Source organism: Chelatococcus composti, from assembly GCF_014201415.1.
GTDB classification, from domain to species: Bacteria; Pseudomonadota; Alphaproteobacteria; order Rhizobiales; family Beijerinckiaceae; genus Chelatococcus_A; species Chelatococcus_A composti.
The window spans coordinates 366,701-389,615 of record NZ_JACHEH010000001.1 but is presented as its reverse complement, the minus strand read 5'-3'; the positions used below and the strand labels follow the sequence as shown (position 1 = coordinate 389,615).

The following is a 22,915-nucleotide window of genomic DNA, read 5'->3' as shown; positions in this document are numbered from 1 at the left end:
CGCTCGACCAGTCGACGCGCACCGGCCCCCATGCCTACGGCAGCGCGACGCAGGTCGCGTTCAACGCATCTCCTCGGGAGCGGCTACACCGAGCACCGCAAGTCCCGACGCAAGGATCGACCGCACCGCATGCACGAGCGCCAGCCTCGCCAAGGTCGACTTTCGGTCGGTTTGATTAACAAACCGTAATTGGGGTGACTCCTTGCCGCGGTTCCATAAGCTATGGAAGGCGCTGGCTAGCTCGTGCAAGTAGAACGCCACTCGATGCGGCTCGTGCGACGCCGCCGCACTCTCGATCACGCGCGGATACTGCGCGATCTGCCTGACGAGATCAATCTCTGCTGCATCGTCCAGCATGGCGAGGTCTGCACCCGCGAGCGCCGAACCGCGCACATCAAGATCGGGGAAGGCCTCGGCCGCCTGCCGGAATACCGACGCGCAGCGCGCATGCGCATACTGCACATAGAAGACGGGGTTGTCCTTCGACTGCTCAACCACCTTGGCGAGATCGAAGTCGAGCGGCGCATCGTTCTTGCGGAACAGCATCATGAAGCGCACCGCGTCGCGGCCCACCTCGTCGATGACCTCGCGCAGGGTGACGAAATCCCCTGCCCGCTTGGACATCTTCACCGGCTCGCCGGCGCGCAGCAGCTTGACGAGCTGGCACAGGAGCACAACGACCTCAAGTGCGTCGCCGCCGATGGCGCGGCCCACCGCCTGCAGGCGCTTGACGTAGCCGCCGTGATCGGCACCGAGCACGTAGATCAGCTCGCGGAAGCCGCGCTCATACTTGTTGCGCATATAGGCGACGTCGGCGGCGAAATAGGTGTAGCTGCCGTCCGACTTCATCAGCGGCCGGTCGATGTCGTCACCGACATCGGTCGCGCGGAAGAGAAGCTGCTCGCGATCCTCCCAGTCCTCGGGAAGCTGGCCCTTGGGCGGCGGAACGCGCCCGCGGTAGACATAGCCGCGCTCCTGCAGGCTCTCGATGGTTTCGGCAATGGCACCGCCGTTCTTGCCGTGCAGCGTGCGCTCGGAGAAGAAGACATCGTGGACGACGCCGAGCGCGGCAAGATCGTCGCGGATCATCGCCATCATCGCGTCGATAGCGACATCGCGCACGATGGGCAGCCATTCCGCCTCGCCCATGTCGAGGAGGCTGCGGCCGTAGCGCTCCTTGAGCGCCTCGCCGACGGGCTTGAGATAGTCGCCGGGATAGAGCCCCTCCGGAATGGCGCCGATATCCTCGCCCAGCGCCTCGCGATAGCGCAGGAAGGCGGAACGGGCGAGAACCTCCACCTGCGCGCCCGCGTCGTTGATGTAGTATTCGCGCGTCACCTCGTGGCCGGCGAAGGCGAGGAGCCCGGCGAGCGCATCACCGAAGACGGCACCGCGGCCATGGCCGACGTGCATCGGCCCCGTCGGATTGGCCGAGACATATTCGACGTTGATGGGTTTGCCCTTCTTCGGCGCTCCACGGCCGAAGTCGGTGCCGAGGGTGGCGACCGCCCGCAGCACCTCCTGGTAGACGGTGGGTGCGAGGCGCAGATTGATGAAGCCGGGCCCCGCGATCTCGACGGCCGTAACGCCCTCCTCCTTCTCCAGCTCCCCGGCGATGAGAGCCGCAAGGGCGCGCGGATTGGTGCCGGCGGGCTTGGCCAGCACCATGGCAGCGTTGGTGGCGAGGTCGCCGTGGGCGGGATCGCGCGGCGGCTCGACCACGACGCGAGAAAGATCGAGCCCTTCAGGCAGCTTGCCCGCGGCAACGAGCCGCTCGATCGCGCCGGTCAGGCGGCGCTGGTACGCGTCGAAGATGTTCATGGCCGTCCTTGAGACAAGATGAGCCGCGCCGGGGGCGCCCTTTCCGAAGGCGGCGCCCTAGCGCAATTCCGGTGTTGCGTCAAACAGGCGGCGATGCTCCTGCAGGGCGTAGCCGTCCGTCATGCCGGCAATGTAGTCGGCGACCCGCCGGGCAATGCGGGGCTCATCGTCCCGCTCACGGTCAAGCCGCCACTCCTCCGGCATCAGTTCCGGCTCGCGCAGAAACTTGCCGAAGAGATCGCGAACCACCGCCTCCGCCTCGCGCCTGATGCGCATCACGCGCGGGTGGCGATACATGTTGGGATAGAGGAAGCCCTTGATGGCCTCGTCAGCCGCGGCCATCGCGGGCGAAAAGCCGATGACCTGCAGCCTCGCCCGGCGGATGGCGTCCGCATCGGCCGGCGCGAGGTCCGCAAGGCGCCGGCTGCTCTCGATGATCACGTCCTCGACGAAGCGGGTAATGACCCGCCGCACTAGCTCGTGGATGACCCGCGGCCGCTCGAGGCCCGGATAACGGTCGGCGATCTCGTCGAGCAGCTCGGCAAGGAAGGGCACCTCCCGCAGATCCTCGAGCGTGAAGAGCTCCGCCCGGAGGCCGTCGTCGATATCATGCGCATCGTAGGCGATGTCGTCGGCAATGGCCGCCGCCTGCGCCTCGCCGCTCGCATGGGACGAGAGCCACAGGTCGTGGCGCTCGTCGTATTCCACGATGGCTCCCGGCACGCCGCGCTCGCCGTAGCGGCCGAAGGGCCGGCCCTCAGCATCCACGAGGGGGCCGTTGTGCTTGACAAGCCCCTCCAGCGTCTCCCACGTCAGGTTGAGGCCGTCGAAGGTGGCGTAGCGCCGCTCAAGCCTGGTGACGATGCGCAGCGCCTGGGCGTTGTGATCGAAGCCGCCGAAGGACGCCATGCAGGCATCGAGCGCATCCTCGCCCGTGTGGCCGAAGGGCGTGTGGCCGAGGTCGTGCGACAGCGCGAGCGCCTCGGCGAGGTCCTCGTCGAGCCCGAGTGAGCGGGCGATGGCGCGGGCGATCTGGCTGACCTCGAGGGAATGAGTCAGCCGCGTGCGGTAGTGGTCGCCCTCGTGATAGACGAAGACCTGCGTCTTGTGCTTGAGACGGCGGAAGGCGGTGGAATGGATGATGCGGTCGCGGTCGCGCTGGAACTCGCTGCGCGTCGGCGAAGCCTCCTCCCGGATCAGCCGGCCACGGCTCGCCGCCGGATCGCAAGCGTAGGGTGCGCGCCAACGCTCGCCGTGCGCATGCATGTCTGGCTCCCTGTTGCGGCGGACGCGCACCGCACTTACCTTTTCAGTGAATGGCGAGGCAAGCCTCGCGGCACGAAATATGAACGGATCTTGCCTGACATGTCGGCAATCACGGTGACGGAACGGGCCGCCAAGCGCATCAATGAGGTGCTGAAGAGCGAGCCGCCGGGCAGCATGCTGCGCATCAGCGTCAACGGCGGCGGCTGCTCGGGCTTCCAGTATGCCTTCGACATCGCACACGACCGCAACGAGGACGACGTGGTCGTGGAACGGGACGGGGCGACCGTCGTGGTCGATTCCATCTCCCTGCAATATATCGACGGCTCGGTCGTCGATTTCGTCGACGATCTCATCGGCCAGTCGTTCAAGATCAACAACCCGCACGCCACCTCCTCGTGCGGCTGCGGCACGTCCTTCTCGCTCTGATCCCCGGGGCGGAGCTGCCCGTTCAGCCAGCGCCGGCAGGCGAGCGTGCTCGGCGCTGCGCTGGCGCACATCGGATGGTAATCTTGCTCCTCTAGATGAACGGGCCATCGTTGATGAGGAGCATGCAAAGATGTCCGCATTCCGACCCGCCCGGTCCGTTCTCAGCGCCCGCAGGCACAGAAGCACTCTTCTTGCCGGCGCTGCGACGATCGCTCTCGTCGGCGCTTCGCCCGTAGCAGATGAGATCGCGGCGTGGCGGCTCTCGCGCACGCTTGCACCGGCCGGGACGGTCGAGGCCGTCTCGGGAGCGCTCGCAGGCCCCCTTACCGTCAAGGGGCTGCACCTTTCTGCGTCGGGAGCGACGCTGTCGGTCGACCGGATCTCGCTGCCGGGACACGGCTTTCTCGGGACGTCGGCCCTCGCCGCCGGCGATGTGACGCTGGAAGGCATCACCGTCGCCTTCGACAGCCTGACCATCCGCATCCCCCGCCTTCTCGTTTCGGGCACGGATCTCGACGAGGCGACGATCGCCCGCATCTTCGACAAGACGGCAGCGCAGCCGCTGTCTCAGCGCCTTGCGGCTCTGACCGCGAGCACGGTGCGCATTCCCGAGCTGACGATGGAGCAGTCCCTCGGCGGGGTCGAGCAGACGGTCACCTATCACGACGTGGAGATGCGCGACATCAAGGCCGGCGTCATCTCGGCCATCGCCATCCCGCGCGTGACAATGCGCATCGACGGCAAGAAGGAAGAGCTCAGCACCGGCACGATGGGGCCCATCACCGTCGACGATTTCGACACGGTGCAGGTCGCCCGGGTCTACGGGGAGAAGGCCGGCCCTGACGACACTGAGCCGAAGCGCCTCTACGGCGCATTCAGCATCGAGAACTTCACCATACGCGACGCCAAGGGCAACGAGGCCAGCATCGCGCGCATCACCGGCCGCGACTTCAAGGCGCGCCCCACGGCCGATTCCTGGCTCGGCACCATCGAGGCCCTGGGCAAGGTCGAGGACTTCGAGAAACTGTCGCTGGCGGAATGGAAGGTGTTCTTCACGCGCCTCGTGGACATGATGACGGCCTTCGAGATCGGCGGCTTCGAGGCGTCCGGCTTCACCTTCAGGGGCAAGGACGAGGAGAAGGACAAACCGGTTGAAGGCGAGATCGAGCGCATCGCCATGGGCGCTGAAGCGACCGGCCCGGCCTTCTCCATCGCGGGCATGCGGTTCCTCACGCCCGATGCCAACGTGCGCTTCGGCGGCATGAGCTTCTCCGAAGTGGTCTGGCGGCCGATGGTCGAGCGGCTGAAGGAGGCCCTCGCCGCGCCCGACACGGATCTCGATGACCTCGACATCCAGAAGTTCGTTCCCCTGATCGGTCACGCCCGCCTGGAGGCCATCGACATTGACGTGCCGGCCACCGGCGATGAGGCGGAGGGCGGCAAGAAGCAGCGCACCGCCAAGACCGACGAGCGGATCAGAATAAATGTCGGCGCCATCGACCTCAGGGCCGCCAATCTCGTCGACGACATCCCCACCGAGTTCGGCGCGCGCGTCGACAGCTTCGCCATGGCGCTGCCCTCCGGTACCGACAAGGACGGGTTCAAGGAGCTGCGCGCCATGGGCTACGAGGCGCTGGACCTGTCCTTCGCCTTCGATGGCGCCTGGTCGCCGGACCGGCAGGAGTTCGACATCAAGACCCTGTCGCTGCGCGGCAAGGACATGGGCACCGTGACGGTTTCGGGCCTCCTCGGCAACATCACGAAGGACGTCTTCTCGTCCGACGAGGCAGTCCAGCAGGTCGCCCTCATGGCTGCGACGGCCAAGCGCCTGTCACTCGCCGTCGAGAACGCCGGCATCTTCGAGCGCTTCATCGAGCAGGAGGCGAAGAAGGCGAAGCGCAAGGCGGACGACCTGCGCAAGGAATACGGCATGGGCGCCGCCGTCATCGTGCCGGCCCTGCTCGGCAATTCGGAAGGAGCCAGAACGCTCGCCAACGCGATATCGCGCTTCGTCGCCAAGCCCGGCGCGCTCAGCATCACGGCGACCGCCAACAACGAAGCCGGCCTCGGCCTGGCCGACTTCGCCGCCGCCGGCGGCGAGCCGGCGACGCTCTTCCAGCAGGTTACCATCGAGGCGAAGGCCGAATAGCCGGGCACGCGCCCGAAAGGACAGCGAGCCGCGCCGGGGACCGGCGCGGCTCCATTCGTTTTCAGCCCGTCGCCTGCTCGCGCTGCGCCGCCTGGGCCTCGACAACGGCAACAGCCGTCATGTTGACGATGCCGCGCGCCGTCACCGTCGGCGTCAGCACATGCGCAGGTTTCGCCGGCCCGAGCAGGATGGGCCCGACCGGCAGCGCATCCGCCAGCACCTTGGTGAACTGGAAGGCAATGTTGGCGGCGTCGAGATTGGGCATGATGAGCACGTTGGCCTCGCCCTTCAGCCGCGACGACGGCAGCTTGCGGTCCCGGATCTCCTGCGAGATGGCCGTGTCGGCCTGCATCTCGCCGTCAACCTCCAGATGCGGCGCCCTGTCGCGCAGCAGGGCCAGTGCCTCGCGCATCTTGATGGCCGAGCGCGTGTCCGCCGAGCCGAAATCGGAATGCGACAGCAGGGCGATGTGCGGCTCGATGCCGAAGCGCGCCACATGCTCGGCGCAGAGCATCGTCATTTCGGCGATCTCCTCGGCGCTCGGGTCCGGCCGCACGTGCGTGTCGGCGAGGAAATAGTGCCCCTTCGACGAGATGACGAGGCTCATGGCCGAGAACTCGCCCACGCCGGGCGCGAGGCCGATGATGTCGCGGATGTGTTTGAGGCGCGACTGGAAGCGCCCCTCGAGCCCGCACAACATGGCGTCCGCGTCGCCCCGCACCACCGCGATCGCCGCGATGACCGTGGTGTTGGTGCGCACCAGCGTCTTGGCCGCATCGGGCGTGATACCCTTGCGCCCGGCGACGTCGAGATAGGTCGCGACGTAGTCGCGGTAGCGCGGATCGTCCTCGGGGTTGATGAGCTCGAAATCCTTGCCGGGGCGGATCGAAAGGCCGAAGCGCTTGAGCCGCGTCTCGACGACGGCCGGACGGCCGATGAGGATGGGCTGCGCGATGCCGTCCTCGATCACCGCCTGGGCCGCCCTCAGCACGCGCTCGTCCTCGCCCTCGGCATAGATGACGCGCTTGGGGGCTGTCTTCGCCTGCGCCACCACGGGCTTCATGATGAAGCCGGAACGGAATACGAAGCGGCCAAGCGATTCCCGGTAGGCCTCGAGATCCTCAATCGGCTTGCGCGCGACGCCCGTATCCATCGCGGCCTTCGCCACGGCAGGCGCGATGCGCAGGATGAGCCGCGGGTCGAACGGGCTGGGGATGAGCGAGTCCGCGCCGAAGGTGCGCGCCTCCCCGCCATAGGCGCGGGCGACGACCTCCGAGGGCGTCTCGCGCGCAAGGGCCGCGATCGCCTCCACTGCCGCGGCCTTCATGGCCTCGTTGATGGTGGAGGCATGCACGTCGAGCGCCCCGCGAAAGATATAGGGGAAGCACAGGACGTTGTTGACCTGGTTCGGATAGTCCGAGCGGCCGGTGCAGATCATGGCGTCGGGGCGCACCGCGACCGCCTCCTCGGGCATGATCTCCGGCACCGGGTTGGCCAGCGCGAGGATGAGCGGCTTGTCCGCCATCTTCGCCACCATCTCAGGCTTCAGCACGCCGCCGGCGGACAGGCCGAGGAACACATCGGCACCGCCGATCACGTCATCGAGCGTGCGCGCGTCGGTCTTCTGCGCGTAGACCGCCTTCCAGCGGTCCATCAGGACCTCGCGACCTTCATAGACGACGCCTTCGATATCGGTGACCCAGATGTTCTCGCGCTTGGCCCCCAGCGAGACGAGCAGGTTGAGGCAGGCCAGGGCCGCCGCGCCCGCGCCGGAGGCGACGATCTTGACGTCGCCGATCTTCTTGCCGGCGAGCTCGAGCGCGTTGGTCACGGCCGCGCCGACGATGATGGCCGTCCCGTGCTGATCGTCGTGGAAGACGGGAATGTTCATGCGGGCCTTCAGCCGCTCCTCGACCTCGAAGCACTCGGGCCCCTTGATGTCCTCGAGGTTGATGCCGCCGAAGGTGGGCTCAAGTGCCGCCACCACATCGACCAGCCGGTCGACATCGGTCTCCGCGATCTCGATGTCGAACACATCGATGCCGGCGAACTTCTTGAAGAGGACGGCCTTGCCCTCCATCACCGGCTTTGAGGCGAGCGGCCCGATGTTGCCGAGGCCGAGCACGGCCGTGCCATTGGAGACGACGGCGACGAGGTTCTGCCGCGCAGTGACAGTTGCGGCCTCGGCCGGATCGGCGACGATCTCGAGACAGGCGGCGGCCACACCGGGCGAATAGGCGAGCGCAAGGTCGCGCTGGTTGCCGAGGGGCTTGGTAGGCTGGATCTCGAGCTTACCGGGCCGCGGGTTGCGGTGGTAGAACAGCGCGCCAGATTTCAGATCCTGCGAGATATTGTCCGCCATACCATCCTCTCCTAGGGCCTGCCGCCTGCGGCCCAGCTCCAGTCACGGTTTTCGCTCGGCCACCACGAGCCATTGCTTGGCGAGCAGGGTCTCCAGCCGGCCGAAGCTGAGCATCAGCAGGAACCAGCGCACATCGGGAAAGCGAAAGCGCTGCACCGAATGCACGCCGACGAGTTGCAGACCGCCCACGGTTGCCAGCTCCGCCGCCGTCTCCTTGACGAAGAAGCGCAGATGCGTGCGGTCCAGCAACCCCGAATCGCGATACCGGAAATCGCCTTTCGCCAGCAACCGCCAGATGAACCTCCAGTGCCGGATATTGGGAACCGAGACGATAAGCCGCCCCCCCGGCGCGACGAGGGCCGACAGGCGTTTCACCATCGTCCAAGGATCAGCCATGTGCTCGAGCACGTCGAGGCATAGCACGAGGTCGAGCGAACCCGGCGCGATCTCCGCCTCCAGGGCCACCGCCTGGGCGTCGCCCCGCCACAGCCGGTCGAAGTGCGGCTCGGCCCGGGTCGCGACGGCATCCATATATTCGATGCCTCCCTTCCACACCACGGCGTGACGGCTCGCCACGGCCCGCGTCGTGGCTCCTGTGCCGCAGCCGACATCGAGCAGGCGCGTGACACGTGCAGGCAGGAAGGGCAGCACTTCGGTGCGGGCAGTGTCGTAGTAGCGGTCAAGCATCGTCAGCAGGCCGAACGGGGGGATTCGGCCTAGCAGGTCGCGCCGCCGCAAGCCAGCCTCAATTGCCAGCTGCGGCGCCTTTCCCCGTCCCGGAAAGGGCGGCGAGCAGCCCGGCCGCATCGCCGGAGAGAAGAAGCGGCAGCAACGGCACCAGCTCCCCCCGCGGACGCTCCCACCAGCGGGCGGCAATCAGCGCCTCGACGGTCGCCTCGTCGAAGCGGAGGCGCACGACGCGCGCTGGATTGCCGACGACGACCGCATAAGCCGGCACATCGCGGGCCACCACCGCCCGCGCGCCGATGACTGCGCCGGGCCCGACGGTGACGCCCGAGAGGATCGTGGCGCCCGAGCCCACCCAGACGTCGGCACCGATGATGACGTCGCCGCGCGTCGTCTCTGCCGCCGGCAGGCCCCTGGCCTCCGGCCACAGCTCCGGCAGGGCCGAGAAGGGATAGGTCGTGACCCAGTCCGTGCGATGATTCCCGCCGAGGAAGATGGTGACGTTGTCGGCAAAGGAGCAGTAGGGACCGATGACGAGGCGTCCGCCCTCGCTCCAGCGCCGTACGCGCAGCCGGCCGTAGCTGTAGTCGCCGATCTGCCAGCCGTAGCGGGCGGCCTCACGCGCGTGGAAAATCCGCGTGAGGTTGTGGGGATTGGTCCAGCGCCGCCACAGCTTCTCGATCCACATGCAAGGTCCTTTCCGGGTCAGGAGGCCAGCGCCGAACGCACGCGCCGGGCCCGCAGCCGGGCCTTGAGCGTCAGGGCCGGCTTCTCGATGAATAGCCAGGAAAGCCCGGCCAGCAACATCGCCAGCACGATGGAGGCACCGAGCTGTCCGGCAAGGGGCATGGTGGGAAAGAGGCTGTAGACCGTCTGCTGCACCGGCCAGCCGTAGAGATAGACGCCGTAGGAGAGGTCCCATTTCAGCGTCAGGGCCGGATGCGACAGGCCGGGCGCGAAGCCGAGCCAGATGACGGCATAGGCGGTGGTGACGAACAGCAGCGCCTTGTAGGAGCCGGTGCCGGCAGAAAGCCACGTCAGCCCAGCAAGGACGACGAGAATCGGCGCCGACAGCGGCACAGCATCGCGGTAGAGGCAGAGGGCCGCACCCGTGGCGAAGATCAGCGGCAGCCGCAGCGCCGTCTGCACGCCCTGGGGCGCGTCGGGATCAAGTATCTCAAGGCCGACGGTGGCGGCGAAGAGGCCGCCGACAAGCCCCAGCACCACAGCGCGGTAGCGGATGGCGCCGGCGAAGCCGAACAGCAGGACGGCCGCGTAGCAGAGCGTCTCGTATTTGAGGGTCCACACGGTCGCCAGCGGAAAGGGCAACGGATTGTCCGTAAACACACCCGGCAGGCTGTTGCTGCTCTTGAAGGCCGTCAGCGTTGTCATGACGAAGCGCCCAACACCGCCGCCGCCAAAATAGTCGGCAAGCGGCAGCTTCGTCAGCGCCGGGCCGAGGACGAGCGCCACGAACAGCGTCGCCGCCACCAAGCCAGGCGCGATCCGCAAGAAGCGGGCGATGACATAGTCAGCGACGCCGTTGCGGATGAAGCTCAGGGTCACGAGAAAGCCCGACAGGGCGAAGAAGCCGTTGACCGCATGCCCGCCAAGCGTGAATCCCGTCGTCCTGATGAGCGGCTCGCTGGCGATACTGCCGGTGCTGACGCCGAAGGCATGCGAGACCACAACCGCCAGGGCGAGCGCGAGCCGGATGACGCCGATATTGTCGAAAGGCCGCGCCATGGCGGCGCCGATAGTCGGGCCGGCCCGCAGCCAAGCGGTGGAATGAGACATGAGCCCCCCTCCCCATGCAACTATTCCAGACTAACCTCCCGTTTCGTCGTTGCGCAGCGGCCCCTGAGCCACGCCAGCGCACCGGCCGCCGAGCCGCCATAGCGCTCGATGAGGCGGCGGTTGAAGGTGAGGCACGCGCCCGCTGCCTTGAGCGCGTTGACGAGAAACATGCCGGGCGCGGGGTCTGGCAGGCCGTACTTTCGCGACACATAGGCCCGCGACCAGGCCTGGTGCCAGCGGGACCGGAAGATACGGCCGGGCTGCGGCGCGCTGGAGCGGCCGCGCCCGTGCATGGCCCGCGCGTTATGGACATGGACCAGTGCCCGGCCGGAATCGGCCATGCGCCGGCACAGGTCGTCGTCCTCGTAAAAGAGGAAAATCGCCTCGTCGAAGCCGCCGAGCGCAAGGAATGTCTCCCTTCGGCAGAACAGTGCCGCCCCGGACAGGAAGGGTGTACAGCAGTCCCCCTCCGGCAGGACGAGGCGCCCGGACGGATTGTGCAGGTAGGGCGAGAGGAGCGAGCGCGCCTGGAAGAAGAAGCGCCCGTCAGGCTCCTCTATGCGCGGCGCGTAGAGCCCGGCATCGGGATAGCGCTGCGCCGCGGCCAGAAGCGCATCGACCGCGCCGGCATCGAGCACCAGATCGGGATTGATGATGAGGACGAACTCGCTCGTTGCGGCCCGCACGCCGATGTTGTTGGCGCGGCCATAGCCCTCGTTGCGGGCGTTGCGGATCACCCGTGCGCCGAGACGCTCTGCGAGATCTGCGGAACCGTCGCGGCTCGCATTGTCGACGACGATGGCCTGCACCCCCGAGGCCGCGACGGCCGCCAGGCAGGCGGGCAGGCAATGGGCCGAATCGTGGGAAACGACGACCGCCGTGACGGACGAGGCATCGAGCGGCAAGACAGATCCCGTCGATAAGGGCCTTTGGCCCGGAGGACACGAAGGCCTGCGGGCGCAGGCCCGTCGTGGCTTTGACGCAAATCGCGCGGCAAGACAAGTCGCGCAGGCCAGCCGCCGGCCCGCGTAGGGCCGCAGCCCTCAGACGCCGCGCCGGCTGGCCATCAGCTGCTGCACGAGCGGGATGACGCCATAGACCATGCCGAAGACCATCAGCGGCACGATGACAGCCGTGCGCAGGAAGATGGGCCACCCCTCCATCAGCGGGCCGAGGCCGTAGAGGATGGCGGTGATGAGCACATAGGCCCCCGGAATGAGAGCGAGCGAGAAGCTGAGGCGCGACGGCCGCCTGGGCGCAGCAACGGAGGAAGAAGCAGCGGTGGGCATCGGCACCGTCTCCATTGGAAACAAAACGATCCGTATCGTTTTGTCCGTAGATATAAACGATCCGTTTCGTTATGTTAAGAGGGTGTGGAAGAAGTGTCGAAGAACGTCGGAGGAGCTGCATGTCCCGCCCCCCTCATCCGCCGCCGGGCATCGCGCCGAACGAGGCGACACCGGACGTTGTGCAAGACGGCAATGTCCCCTCCCCGGCCAGCGCGATGGGCGCGAGTGGTCGCCGCACCTCGATCGGCGCCAGGCGCAACCCGGCGAGCGCGGCGGCGGTAATCGCCGCCGCGCGCTCGCTTCTGCAGGAAAAAGGTTACGCCGGCTTTTCCATCGACGAGGTGGCGCGGCGCGCAGGGGCCGGCAAGCCGACGATCTATCGCTGGTGGCCGACGAAGGCCGATCTCTTCATCGCCGTCTACCAGGCGGACAAGGCCGCCACCATCGCTATACCCGACACGGGCTCGCTGGCGCGGGACCTGCGCACGCTCGTCAACGCCCTCTGGGCCTTCTGGCGCACGACGCCCTCCGGCGGCGCTTTCCGCGCCCTCATCGCCGAGGCGCAAACCAACCCTGCATCGCTCGCGGCCTTGCGAGACCGCTTCGTCGCCCAGCACATGTGCCGCCTGCAGATCGTCTTCGACCGGGCCGTTGAGCGCGGTGAGATCGCACCCGACAATGTCGAGGCGCTCGTCGAGCTCTATTTCGGCTTCAACTGGTTCCGCCTGCTGATGAACCGCATCGACGACGACCCCGACCACGTGGCGCGGGCCGTGCAAATGATGGTGGAAGGCGCGCGCAGATAGTTACCGCGGCATGACGAAGGCCATGCCGAAAGGGGTGGCTCGAAACGGCGCGAAAGCGCCAGCGCAAAACAGAAGGGCCGGAGCATGCGCCCCGGCCCTCCCCTGACGTCTTGCGCCATTCAGGCGTTGGCGAGCCTGTAGGGCTCGCGATCGACAAAGGGTATGCGACCCAGGACGAGATCGGCCACGAGGCGGCCCGTCGCCGGCCCGCCGATCATGCCGTAGTGGCCGTGGCCGACCGCGACGAAGATGCCGGGGCAGTTGGGCAAGGCGTCGATGATGGGCACAGACTTCGGCGTCGAGGGGCGGAAGCCCATCCAGATCCGCTTCTCGCGCATCACCACGTCGGGGAAGAAGCGCCGCGCCTTGTCGGCGAACAGCTTCGCCCGCTGCTCGTTGGGCGCGCGCTCGAGCCCGGCGATCTCGACGGTGCCGCCGAAGCGCAGCCCCTCGTTCATGGGCGTCACGCCGCAGCCGAGATCCTGGTGGATGATCGGACAGGCAATGTCCGCATCCGCCTCCATGATCATGTGGTAGCCACGCTCGGTCTCGAGCGGCAGCCGCGTGCCAAGCGGCTCGACAAGGGCCTTGCTCCATGCACCGCCGGCAATGACGATGCGCGGCGCAGTGTGGTTGGCCACGTTCGTCATCAGGATACCGCCCCCGCCCTCCTGAGGCAGGATCTTCATGACCTTCTCGTGCAGGATCGTGCCGCCTGCGGCAACGAACAGCCCGGCGAGGCTCGTCGTCAGGCCGATGGGATCAACGGTGTGGCCATTGCGCGGAAAATAGAGACCACGCCTCACCTTCGGGGAGAGCGCGGGGATGAACTCGCGCAGCTGGTCGCCGGTCATCTCCTCGGCTTCCTGGCCGAGCTCGCGGCGCAGCTCGGCGGCAATCTTCTGGCCGACCGTGATGGTGTCGCTCTCCCAGATCTGCAGAGAACCCTTCACGCGGATGTAGCGGGCGAAGAGCTCCTCGCCCAACAGCTCCCGATAGAGCGAGAGGCACGGCTCATTGAGGGCCAGGTTGGCGCGGCTCGCCTGGCGCACGGTGCCCATCTGCGAGGCCAGCAGCCACTTCACCAGCCACGGCAGGGCCTTCGGCAAGTAGCCCGGGCTGACGGCGAGCGGCCCGAGCGGATCCCTCAGCCACCGCGGCACGTGCCACACCATGCCGGGCATCGACATGGGCGCGAAGGCCATGCCCGAAAGCATGCCGCCATTGCCGTAGGAGGCACCGGTGCCAGGCGGCTGGGCATCAATGAGCAGGACCTTCTGGCCCTGCTTCTGGAGAAAGAGCGCCGAGCACAGCCCGACGATGCCGGCGCCGATCACAGCGACGTCGGCGCTGCGGTTTGGATAGTTCGATTGCATTTGGGTCCCACTGGAAGGGTTGGGGAACCGGCCGGCGCCGTTATGCCTTCGCGCCGAACCGGTGCTCCTGGTAGCGTCGCATGCCCCACTCGATGACGAGCGCCAGGCAGGTCGCCGCGATGAGCAGCGTGGACACCGCCGCGATGGTAGGCTCCACCTCGAGCATCAGCGAGTTCCAGATCCTGACCGGAAGGGTCTCGGAGCGGATACCCGCCAGGAACAGCGAGATGACCAGCTCGTCGAAGGAGATCAGGAACGAGAACAGCAGCGCCGACACCACGCTTGGCGTGACGAGCGGCAGGATCACGCGGCGGAAGACGCCCGCCCGGCCGCAGCCGAAGATCATCGCCGCCCGCTCGAGGTTCGGATCCACCGCCTTCAGCGCTGACTGGAGAATGATCAGCACGACGGGCAGCGCCACCACCGCATGGGCCAAGGCAATCCACGGCTTGAAACCAATAAGGTTGAAGCGAGCCGACATGAAGTAGATCGCGATGGCCGTGACGACGTGCGGCACGATCAGCGGCATCAGCAGCAGGGCCATGACGGCCTTGCGCATCGAGAACGCGCCCCGCACCATCGCATAGGCGGCAAGAAAGCCCATGGCCGTGGCGACCACGCAGCTCATCAGCGCGATGAGCAGCGAGTTCCACAGCGAGCCGACCCACCGCGCGTTGGTGAGGAAGCGCAGATACCACTGGTCCGAGAAGGTCTGCGGCGGGAACTTCAGATAGCCGTCGCCGGAGAAGGACACGATCATCACGATGAGGATCGGCGCCAGCATGGTGGCGCAGATAACGAACACCACCGAGCGCAGCAGCGCGGCGCGAAGGAAGCTTCCGGCCATCATGCGAGCCTCTCCTCGGAGGAGTCGGAGAACCGGGTGTAAACGGCGTAGAGCGACAGGGTGATGACCAGAAGGATGATGGTCATGATCGCCGCCACCGGCCAGTTGTGCGACAGCTCGACCTCGCGCTCGATCAGCATGGCCATCATCAGGTCGTCCGGTCCGCCCATGAGCGCCGGGGTGATGAAGAAGCCCATCGCCAGGATGTAGACGATCAGCGAGCCGGCCATGACACCGTGGAAGGTGAGCGGAAAGAACACGCGGGTGAAGATTGTCATGGGCCTCGCGCCCATCCCGGCCGCCGCCTGCAGCAGCCGCCCGTCCACGCTCTTCATGGTCGCGAACAGGGTCAGGACCATGTAGGGCAGCAGCACGTACGTCATGCCGATCAGCACGCCCAGGCGGTTGTACATGAGCTGGAGCGGCTCATCGACGAGGCCCATGCCCAGCAGGAGCTGGTTGATGATGCCGTTGCGGCCGAGGATCACCATCCACGCATAGGTGCGCACGATCGTGCTGGTGAAGTAGGGCAGCACGACACACACGAGGATGAGCGTGAACGTGAGCCCCCTGGCGCGCGTCATCGCATAGGCAACGGGATAGCCGATCACGAGGGTCAGCAGCGTGACGGCGAGCGAGATGCCGTTGGTGTTGATGATGGAACGCACGATCACGCCCGTTCCCATCACGGCGGCGACCTCGTCCCAGATGTCCTGCCAGCTGCCCAGCTCCATCAGTGAAGCCGAGATGAACCAGCCGACGGGCGTCAGGAAAAGGACGAGCAGCAGGGCAACGGCGGGCGCCAGAAGCAGCCATTTGGCCAGTGGGCCGAGGGGCATCCCTTAGTCCTCCAGAAGCCTCGCGTGCTCAGGCAGCCACGTCACGTCGACGGCGGCCCCAACCGGGAAGTTCTTGATGCCGGCGGCGTTGGCAACGTCGCTCAGGATGATCGTGCCGTCCTCGAGCTCAACCTCGAAGCGGATGACGTTGCCGAGAAATGCCACCTGATGCACCTTGCCGCGCAGGGTGCAGCCGGCTTCCCCCGTCCCAGGATCGCACAGTGTGACCTTTTCCGGACGCAGGAACAGCTGGCCTTTCTGCAGGCTGCCGTTGTCCTCCCCTGCCCTGACGGGCAGGCTGCCGGGACCGACGAGACAGCCGGACTGACGCTCCACACGGATGAGGTCTGCCTCGCCCAGGAACTTCGCCACGAACGCGCTCTGCGGCCGCTCGTAAACCTCGCGCGGCGGGCCCATCTGCGCGATCACGCCGCCATTCATGATGGCGATGCGATCGGACATGGTCAGCGCCTCTTCCTGGTCATGCGTCACATAGACGACCGTCATGCCGAGGCGCGTGGAAATCTCCTTGATTTCCATCTGCATGTGGTAGCGCAGATTCTTGTCCAGCGCCCCGAGCGGCTCGTCCATGAGCACGATCGGCGGATGGGCGACGATTGCACGTGCCAGCGCCACGCGCTGCTGCTGGCCGCCCGAGAGCTGGCGGGCATAACGCCGCTCGAAACCGGTCAGCTTGACCATCTCGAGGGCGTCGGCCACGCGCTTGGCGATCTCCACCTTTGGCACCTTCTTGACCGTGAGCGGAAAGGCCACGTTCTCGAAGACGTTGAGATGCGGGAAGATGGCGTAGTTCTGAAACACCATTCCGAGGCCGCGTTCCCGCGGCTCGGCACGGGTTGCATCCCGGCCGTTGATGAAGACCCTGCCCCTGTCGGCCATCGTGAAACCGGCGATGATCGACAAGGTGGTGGTCTTTCCACTGCCGGAAGGCCCGAGCAGCGTGAAAAACTCACCCTGCGGAATGGTCAGGGAAAGATCCCTGACCACCGTCGCATCACCGTACGCCTTGAAAACGTTCTCTAGACGGATACCGGACATATTTTTCTTACCCGAGGATCCACCGCGACCACACGCGGTTGACCTTGTCGCGGTTGTCTTCCCACCACTCGGTGTTCTGGACAAAGCCCAGCTCGCGCGACTTCGGGCCGCCCGGCATCATCTCGAGCAGGTCCGCGCTGATGTGGTCGAACGCCTTCAGGTTCGTCGGGCCGTAGCGCAGCGCCGCGACGTACTTGGCCTGCACATCGGGCTGGGTCATGAAGTCCACGAGCCGCTGGGCCGCAGCGCGGTTCGGCGAATCCTTGAAGATGCCGAGCGCCTGCACCTGGATCATGTTGCCGTCCCACACGTAGTTCAGCGGGGCGCCCTTCTCGATGATCGTCTGCAGGCGGCCGTTCCAGATGCAGCCCATCACGACTTCCTTGTCGGACAGGAGCTGGGCGGACACCGCTCCGCTATCCCAGAACTTGCGGATGTGCGGACGCAGCTCGGTGAGCATCTTGAATGCCCGGTCGATGTCGATCGGGTACAGATCCTCCTTCTTCACACCCGCCGCGAGGAGCGCAAACTCGAGGCTCGGCGAACCGGCAGCCATGTCGGTCAGCATGCGCGGCCCGGGGAACTTCTCGGCGTCCCAGAAATCAACCCAGTTCTTGGGGTGGTTGTCGCCGGGAAAGGTCTCGGTGTTGAAGGCGAGAACCGACGAATAGACGAAGTTGGCCACCGTGTCAGGGCGGCGATACTCGGGCGCCACGTCCTCGGGGCGCGACCAGGTCCACTTGTCGTACTCGATCGGCGCAAGCGCACCCATGCGCGACAGCGTGATGAGCGGCCCCTCGCCCGTGTCGATCAGGTCGATCTCCACGTTGTTGGCCTTGAACATGGCCAGCAGCTTCGACACCGTCGCTGCGACGGGGACGACCTGAATGCCCGTCTCCGCGGTGAAGGGGTCGTAGACGAACTTGCGCATGATGTCGTCATACGCGCCGCCGGGCGTGCGGACGACCACCTGCCCCGCCGCGAGGGCCTTGCCCTTCAGAACATACGGCGCCGCGAGCAGCGTGCCCGCGCCGACGAGAAAGTTCCGCCGGGAAACCTTGCTTTGACCGATAGTGCCTTTCATCTCTGCCTCCCCAGGCGTGTGCCGGTTACAGAAAGCCCCTCGCCTCGATGCCGACCGTCACATGCGGCCCTCAGGCGAAGCGGGTAATCGCATACGGCGTCACATCCAGATGCGGTTTCTCGCCGTTGATGATCTCGGCCAGCAGCCGTCCGCTGGGCGCGGACGTCGTCATGCCGAAATGGCTGTGGCCGAAGCACGCGTAGAGCCCCGTCTTCCCCGGAATCGGGCCGAGAACAGGCAAGCTGTCCGGCGTCGAGGGCCGGAAGCCCATCCAGTACTGCGGCGGGTCCGACTTGAGGTCGGGGAAGAGCTGCTGCAGCCGCTTGTACAGCACCTTGGCCCTCTCCTCGTTCGGCGCCGCGTGCAGGCCCCCGATTTCCACAGTTCCGGCCACGCGCAGCCCGCCCTCCATCGGCGTCACCGCCATCGAGCGCGACTTGTGCAGGATGGGCAGCGGCAGCGTGATGCTCGGGTTGGGAAGCGTCGCGTGGTAGCCGCGCTCCGTCTCGAGCGCCACCTTGACGCCGAGCGGAGCGAGAACCTCCTTCGAGAAGGCCCCCATGGCGACGACGACATGGCCGGTGCGGTGGTTGCCCACGTTGGTCATGACCAGCCACTTCCCGTCGCCTTCGGGAATGAGCTTGTAGACCTTTTCGCGGATGAACGTGCCGCCCTCTGCCTCGAACTGGCGGGCAAGCGTCTGCACCAGGCGCTGCGGGTTCACCGTGTAGGCGTTGTTCTTGATCAGGAGCCCGCGGCGGGTCTCCTTCGTGATGCCGGGGAAGAGCGCGAAAATCTCCTCCCGGCTCAGCGGCTGCGTCTCGACACCATGACTACGGCGCAGCTCTTCCTCGATCTGCGCCGTGGCGTTGGGTGCGTCGTCATCCCACAGCTGGACGGTGCCGACCGTGCGGATGAGGTCCGCAAAGGACTCGCCACCCAGAAGAGTGCGCCACTCCTGCAGACTGTCCTTGTGCAGGGCGCGCATGGCGCGGGAGATTTCCCGCACCCGCTCGATGCGGCCGGCCGCGATCCACTTCAACAGCCAGGGCGTCGCCTTTGGCAGGTAGCTGACACGCACCGTCAGCGGTCCGAGGGGGTCCATCAGCCACTTCGGCACCTTGGGCAGCATGCCCGGCAGGGCGATCGGCGTCGCCGTATCCGGCGACAGAAGCCCCGCATTGCCATAGGAAGCGCCGCCCGGCGACGGGAACGGGTCGATGATGCTGACCCGCCAGTTCTTGCGGATCAGGCTGAGCGCGACGGACAGGCCGACGACGCCTCCCCCCAGGACCAGAGCAGATCGCGCCGCCGACATCTCAACCCTCGATGTGGGCCGTGGCGATGATCTCGACGCGCATGCCCGGCGACAGCAGCTCCTTGACGACCACGGTGGCGCGGCACGGATAGGGCTCGGTGAAGAACTCGCGATACACCGCGTTCATGCCGGCGGAATCGGCGGAATCGACGAGGAAAACCTGCACCATCATCACGTCGGCGAGCGAGCCGCCGGCCCCTTCCATCGCCATCTTCAGGTTCTCGAGGGTGCGGCGCGTCTGCACCGTGATGTCCCCCTCGACGACGGCGCCCGTCACCGGGTCCTTCGGAATCTGCGCAGTGAGAACCAGCGGCCCCTTGCGGACCGTGCCGGAAATCGGCCCCTTGGAGGGAATGATGCCAGTGTTAACGACCTCGAACATATGCACCTCTCAGGCGGTGTGCCGTTTTCCGATCCGCAACGCGCAGCCAGACCGTGCGCGGGAGACAGCTCCCGCGCTGCTCATGGGTCCCAGTGCTTGGAAATCCGCAGCTTCGGATCGACTACCGGCTAGCGACCAACTTCTTGGAAAGGTGCAATGGAAGGACGGCCGCTGTCACCTGCTATTCCCGTTATAGTGATGTAGGTTTTGTTATGGCGCGCCGCAGCAATACGCGCGCCAGACGCCGCGTGCGCAAGTCAGCCGGTCTGGCTCACCGGACTCTGCGGATCCGTTTCAGCGAGAATTCTCTGTGCGGTCTCGCGCAGGAGATAGAGGAACTGCGCCCGGTCGAAACGTGTCTGCACCTCCTCGACCCAGAAGGCGCGATAGTCGAAGGTCACCGTCGGCTCGAAAGGACGCAGCACCAGACCGCGCGGCACGAGGCTGCGCGCGGACAGGGCATCCTGGAAGGTGATGCCGACGCCGGCGAGCGCCATGGCCCCAGCTCCCACGATGAGCGGACATTCCACCACTTCCACCGGGCGGACCTTGTAGCGCTCGAAGAGGAAGTCGAGTTCCGTCTGGAGCCCTTCGTGGCGTGACAGGGCGATGTAGGGCTGGCCGTCGAGGTCCGCTGGCGTGATGACCTCCTTCTCGCACAGCGGATGTCCGGGCGGCAGAGCGCACAGCACACGGCACCGGACCAGCTGCAGCGAGCGGATGCCAGGCACCTTGTCCATCGCCTTGGCCACGCCGAGATCCGCCCTGCGGGCCGACACCACCGCCATGACCCCGCCCGCGTCGCGCGTCGTGACATGGATGCGGCTGTTGGCGGGATTGCGCAGCCACTCGCTCACCGCATCGGGCAGGACTTCCTGTGCGAGCATGGGAATGGAGGCAATGATGGCGCGGTGGGGCTCGTTCTCGCGCAGCCGGTCCACGATGCGGGAGATGTCGTCGAGGCCAACGAAGAGCCGTTCCGTCTCCTCGAAGAGCAGGAGCGCGCGGGAGGTCGGGGCGATCCGTCCCTGGCGGCGCTCGAAGAGCGGAAACTCGCACAGCTGCTCGGCCTGCGTCAGGAGCTTGCTGACGCCCGGCTGGGTCATCCGCAGCAGCTTCGCCGCCCCGGTGATGCTCCCGGCCTTCATCACCGCCCGAAACGCTTCCAGATGCTTGTGCTTCAGACCCGCGGGCATGAATCCGCAACCTCTCGAACTGCGGGCGTCCCGGCACCGGAAACGCCACGCCCGCCGGCAAGACCGCGAGGAGCCCGCCTGCCCTGCCCGTGAGCGTCACCCCCTTAAGGAGCAGCTTGCCCCGATAGCCTCCGGTATAGAGCAGGTTCGGCCCAGCGGGAAATGGATGGGAGCCACCTGCCGCCGACACTGACCCCGCGTGCCGGACAGCACGAGCGGGAGGCAACTTCAGAAAAAAGGGCGCCGGAGGCGCCCTTCAAGCTCTCTCACTTCTCCGGCAGGTTGAGCCGTATGTGCAGCTCCCTCAGCTGCTTCATCGAGACCTCAGACGGGGCGCCCATCATCAGGTCTTCCGCCCGCTGGTTCATGGGAAAGAGCACGACCTCGCGCAGGTTCTGCTCGTTGCAGAGCAGCATGACGATGCGGTCGACGCCCGGCGCGATACCGCCGTGGGGCGGCGCGCCGTAGGAGAGCGCTCGCAGCATGCCGCCGAACTTCGCCTCCAGCACATCCTCTCCGTAGCCGGCGATGGCGAAGGCCTTGCGCATGATGTCCGGCCGGTGGTTGCGGATGGCGCCGGACGACAGCTCCACGCCGTTGCAGACGATGTCATACTGGAAGGCTGTGATACCGAGGATGGTCTTCTCGTCCGCCGGGTCGAGCGCCAGGAAGGCGTCGTGGTCGAAGTTCGGCATGGAGAACGGGTTGTGGGAGAAGTCGATCTTCTTCTCCTCCTCGTTCCACTCGAACATCGGGAAGTCGGTGATCCAGCACAGGTCGAAGCGCTCGCGGTCGACGAGGCCGAGCTCGTCGCCGATGCGCGTGCGCGCCTTGCCGGCGAGCGCGGCGGCCTTGGCCTCCTCGCCCGCCGAGAAGAAGACGGCGTCGCCCGCCCGCACTCCGGCCGTGAGTGCAATGGCTGCCTGCGCCTCGGAGGGAACGAACTTGGCAATGGGTCCCTTACCCACGAGCTCGCCACCCTCGTCCTCAAAGACGATGTAGCCGAGCCCCGGAGCCCCCTCGCTGCGCGCCCAGTCATTGAGCTTGTCGAAGAAGGAGCGCGGCTGCGCCGCCGCCCCCGGCGCTGGAATTGCGCGCACCACGCCGCCGGCCTTGATGACGTTCTTGAAGGCGTTGAACGTCACGTCGTCGCGGGAAAACTCGGCGGTGACATCGGCAATAACGATGGGGTTGCGCAGGTCCGGCTTGTCGGAGCCATATTTGAGCATGGCCTCGGCATAGGGGATGCGCGGGAAGACCTGCGTCACCGGCCGGCCCTCGCCGAACTCCTCGAAAACGCCGCGCAGCACCGGCTCCACCGCCTGGAACACGTCCTCCTGCGTGACGAAGCTCATCTCGATGTCGAGCTGATAGAACTCGCCGGGCGAGCGGTCGGCACGCGCATCCTCGTCGCGGAAGCAGGGCGCGATCTGGAAGTAGCGGTCGAAGCCCGCGATCATCGTGAGCTGCTTGAACTGCTGCGGCGCCTGCGGCAGCGCGTAGAACTTGCCCGGATGCAGGCGGCTCGGCACCAGGAAGTCGCGCGCACCTTCAGGCGAGGAGGCCGTGAGGATCGGCGTCTGGAACTCGAAGAAGCCCTGCTCCTTCATGCGCCGGCGCAGCGAATCGATGATCAGGCCGCGCTTGATGATGTTCCGGTGCAGCTTCTCGCGCCGCAGGTCGAGGAAGCGGTACTTGAGGCGTGTTTCCTCGGGATAGCTTTGGTCGCCGAAGACCTGCATCGGCAGCTCGGCCGCCGGGCCCAGCACCTCGATCTCGGTGATGTACAGCTCGATGTTGCCCGTCGGCAGCTCCGGGTTCTCGGTACCGGCCGGGCGGTTGCGCACCTTGCCGTCGACGCGCACCACCCACTCCGAGCGCAGCGTCTCGGCCACCTTGAAGGCCGGCGAATCCGGATCGACGACGCACTGCGTCAGGCCGTAGTGATCACGCAGGTCGATGAACAACACGCCGCCGTGATCGCGAATGCGATGGCACCAGCCCGAAAGGCGAACGGTTTCGCCGACATGGGTTTCGCGGAGTGCGCCGCAGGTATGTGTACGGTAGCGATGCATGGGCACGGTGTTCCGGCTCTTCGATCGGACGAAGGGTGTGTGAGCGCCCGCGCACGGCAACGGGGCGGCCGCGGGAGAAGCCCACGAGTGGGCCCGAATGTCAAGGATAGGGCGCGACAAGCGTCAAAGTCTGAGT

General features: G+C 66.5%; 20 protein-coding genes. 3 read left to right on the top strand and 17 right to left on the bottom strand.

Annotated features, from left to right (window positions below):
- Positions 1-60: 60 nt before the first annotated feature.
- Positions 61-1,821: an arginine--tRNA ligase gene (gene argS / locus HNQ73_RS01960; protein WP_183331693.1), complete on the bottom strand. Its 1,761-nt coding sequence runs from the start codon at positions 1,819-1,821 to the stop codon at positions 61-63.
- Between the two features lie 57 nt (positions 1,822-1,878).
- Positions 1,879-3,087, bottom strand: coding sequence for a deoxyguanosinetriphosphate triphosphohydrolase (locus tag HNQ73_RS01955; protein WP_183331691.1), 1,209 nt, complete (start codon positions 3,085-3,087; stop codon positions 1,879-1,881).
- A gap of 99 nt (positions 3,088-3,186) precedes the next feature.
- Between HNQ73_RS01955 and erpA the strand changes: the two genes are divergently transcribed.
- Both erpA and HNQ73_RS01945 read left to right on the top strand, forming a co-directional pair.
- A complete protein-coding gene (erpA, locus tag HNQ73_RS01950; protein ID WP_183331689.1) occupies positions 3,187-3,513 on the top strand; it encodes an iron-sulfur cluster insertion protein ErpA in 327 nt (108 codons plus the stop codon).
- 130 nt (positions 3,514-3,643) lie between these two features.
- A complete protein-coding gene (locus tag HNQ73_RS01945) occupies positions 3,644-5,662 on the top strand; it encodes a hypothetical protein (protein WP_183331687.1) in 2,019 nt (672 codons plus the stop codon).
- Positions 5,663-5,723: 61 nt separating this feature from the next.
- Here the strand turns inward: HNQ73_RS01945 and HNQ73_RS01940 are convergent, their stop codons facing one another.
- From HNQ73_RS01940 to HNQ73_RS01915, 6 genes are all read right to left on the bottom strand, one after another.
- Positions 5,724-8,024 carry an NADP-dependent malic enzyme gene (locus HNQ73_RS01940; RefSeq protein WP_210304891.1) on the bottom strand — a complete coding sequence of 767 codons (2,301 nt, stop codon included), beginning with the start codon at positions 8,022-8,024 and terminating at the stop codon, positions 5,724-5,726.
- A 42-nt stretch (positions 8,025-8,066) separates the two neighbouring features.
- The gene (locus HNQ73_RS01935; RefSeq protein ID WP_183331685.1) at positions 8,067-8,762 is read right to left on the bottom strand and encodes a class I SAM-dependent methyltransferase; all 696 of its coding nucleotides are present in this window, start codon (positions 8,760-8,762) and stop codon (positions 8,067-8,069) included.
- A 7-nt stretch (positions 8,763-8,769) separates the two neighbouring features.
- Positions 8,770-9,399, bottom strand: a complete 630-nt coding sequence (locus HNQ73_RS01930) for a CatB-related O-acetyltransferase (RefSeq protein WP_183331683.1) — start codon at positions 9,397-9,399, stop codon at positions 8,770-8,772.
- A gap of 17 nt (positions 9,400-9,416) precedes the next feature.
- The gene (locus HNQ73_RS01925; RefSeq protein WP_244649796.1) at positions 9,417-10,508 is read right to left on the bottom strand and encodes an acyltransferase family protein; all 1,092 of its coding nucleotides are present in this window, start codon (positions 10,506-10,508) and stop codon (positions 9,417-9,419) included.
- Positions 10,509-10,528: 20 nt separating this feature from the next.
- The gene (locus HNQ73_RS01920) at positions 10,529-11,413 is read right to left on the bottom strand and encodes a glycosyltransferase family 2 protein (RefSeq protein ID WP_183331681.1); all 885 of its coding nucleotides are present in this window, start codon (positions 11,411-11,413) and stop codon (positions 10,529-10,531) included.
- Positions 11,414-11,551: 138 nt separating this feature from the next.
- Positions 11,552-11,797, bottom strand: coding sequence for a putative antibiotic biosynthesis monooxygenase (locus HNQ73_RS01915; RefSeq protein ID WP_183331679.1), 246 nt, complete (start codon positions 11,795-11,797; stop codon positions 11,552-11,554).
- Positions 11,798-11,916: 119 nt separating this feature from the next.
- Here HNQ73_RS01915 and HNQ73_RS01910 point away from each other — a divergent pair, with 119 nt between their 5' ends.
- Complete coding sequence (locus HNQ73_RS01910; protein ID WP_244649798.1) at positions 11,917-12,603, top strand: TetR/AcrR family transcriptional regulator; 687 nt, start codon at positions 11,917-11,919, stop codon at positions 12,601-12,603.
- A gap of 119 nt (positions 12,604-12,722) precedes the next feature.
- On the opposite strand, the gene HNQ73_RS01905 is transcribed toward HNQ73_RS01910, so the two are convergent.
- The 9 genes from HNQ73_RS01905 to aspS all read right to left on the bottom strand — a co-directional run bounded on the left by HNQ73_RS01905 (position 12,723) and on the right by aspS (position 22,779).
- On the bottom strand, positions 12,723-13,979 hold the full coding sequence (locus HNQ73_RS01905; RefSeq protein ID WP_183331677.1) for an NAD(P)/FAD-dependent oxidoreductase: 1,257 nt from the start codon (positions 13,977-13,979) through the stop codon (positions 12,723-12,725).
- A gap of 40 nt (positions 13,980-14,019) precedes the next feature.
- On the bottom strand, positions 14,020-14,829 hold the full coding sequence (locus tag HNQ73_RS01900; protein WP_183331675.1) for an ABC transporter permease: 810 nt from the start codon (positions 14,827-14,829) through the stop codon (positions 14,020-14,022).
- A complete protein-coding gene (locus HNQ73_RS01895; protein WP_183331673.1) occupies positions 14,826-15,665 on the bottom strand; it encodes an ABC transporter permease in 840 nt (279 codons plus the stop codon). Before HNQ73_RS01895 ends, HNQ73_RS01900 begins: the two co-directional genes overlap by 4 nt.
- A 3-nt stretch (positions 15,666-15,668) precedes the next feature.
- Complete coding sequence (locus tag HNQ73_RS01890; RefSeq protein WP_183331671.1) at positions 15,669-16,724, bottom strand: ABC transporter ATP-binding protein; 1,056 nt, start codon at positions 16,722-16,724, stop codon at positions 15,669-15,671.
- 7 nt (positions 16,725-16,731) lie between these two features.
- Positions 16,732-17,808, bottom strand: coding sequence for an ABC transporter substrate-binding protein (locus HNQ73_RS01885; protein ID WP_183331669.1), 1,077 nt, complete (start codon positions 17,806-17,808; stop codon positions 16,732-16,734).
- A gap of 70 nt (positions 17,809-17,878) precedes the next feature.
- Positions 17,879-19,126, bottom strand: coding sequence for an NAD(P)/FAD-dependent oxidoreductase (locus tag HNQ73_RS01880; protein WP_183331667.1), 1,248 nt, complete (start codon positions 19,124-19,126; stop codon positions 17,879-17,881).
- 1 nt (position 19,127) lies between these two features.
- Positions 19,128-19,508 carry a RidA family protein gene (locus tag HNQ73_RS01875; RefSeq protein ID WP_183331665.1) on the bottom strand — a complete coding sequence of 127 codons (381 nt, stop codon included), beginning with the start codon at positions 19,506-19,508 and terminating at the stop codon, positions 19,128-19,130.
- 257 nt (positions 19,509-19,765) lie between these two features.
- Complete coding sequence (locus HNQ73_RS01870) at positions 19,766-20,704, bottom strand: LysR substrate-binding domain-containing protein (protein WP_183331663.1); 939 nt, start codon at positions 20,702-20,704, stop codon at positions 19,766-19,768.
- Positions 20,705-20,970: 266 nt separating this feature from the next.
- On the bottom strand, positions 20,971-22,779 hold the full coding sequence (aspS, locus tag HNQ73_RS01865; RefSeq protein ID WP_183331661.1) for an aspartate--tRNA ligase: 1,809 nt from the start codon (positions 22,777-22,779) through the stop codon (positions 20,971-20,973).
- Between the last annotated feature and the right edge of the window lie 136 nt (positions 22,780-22,915).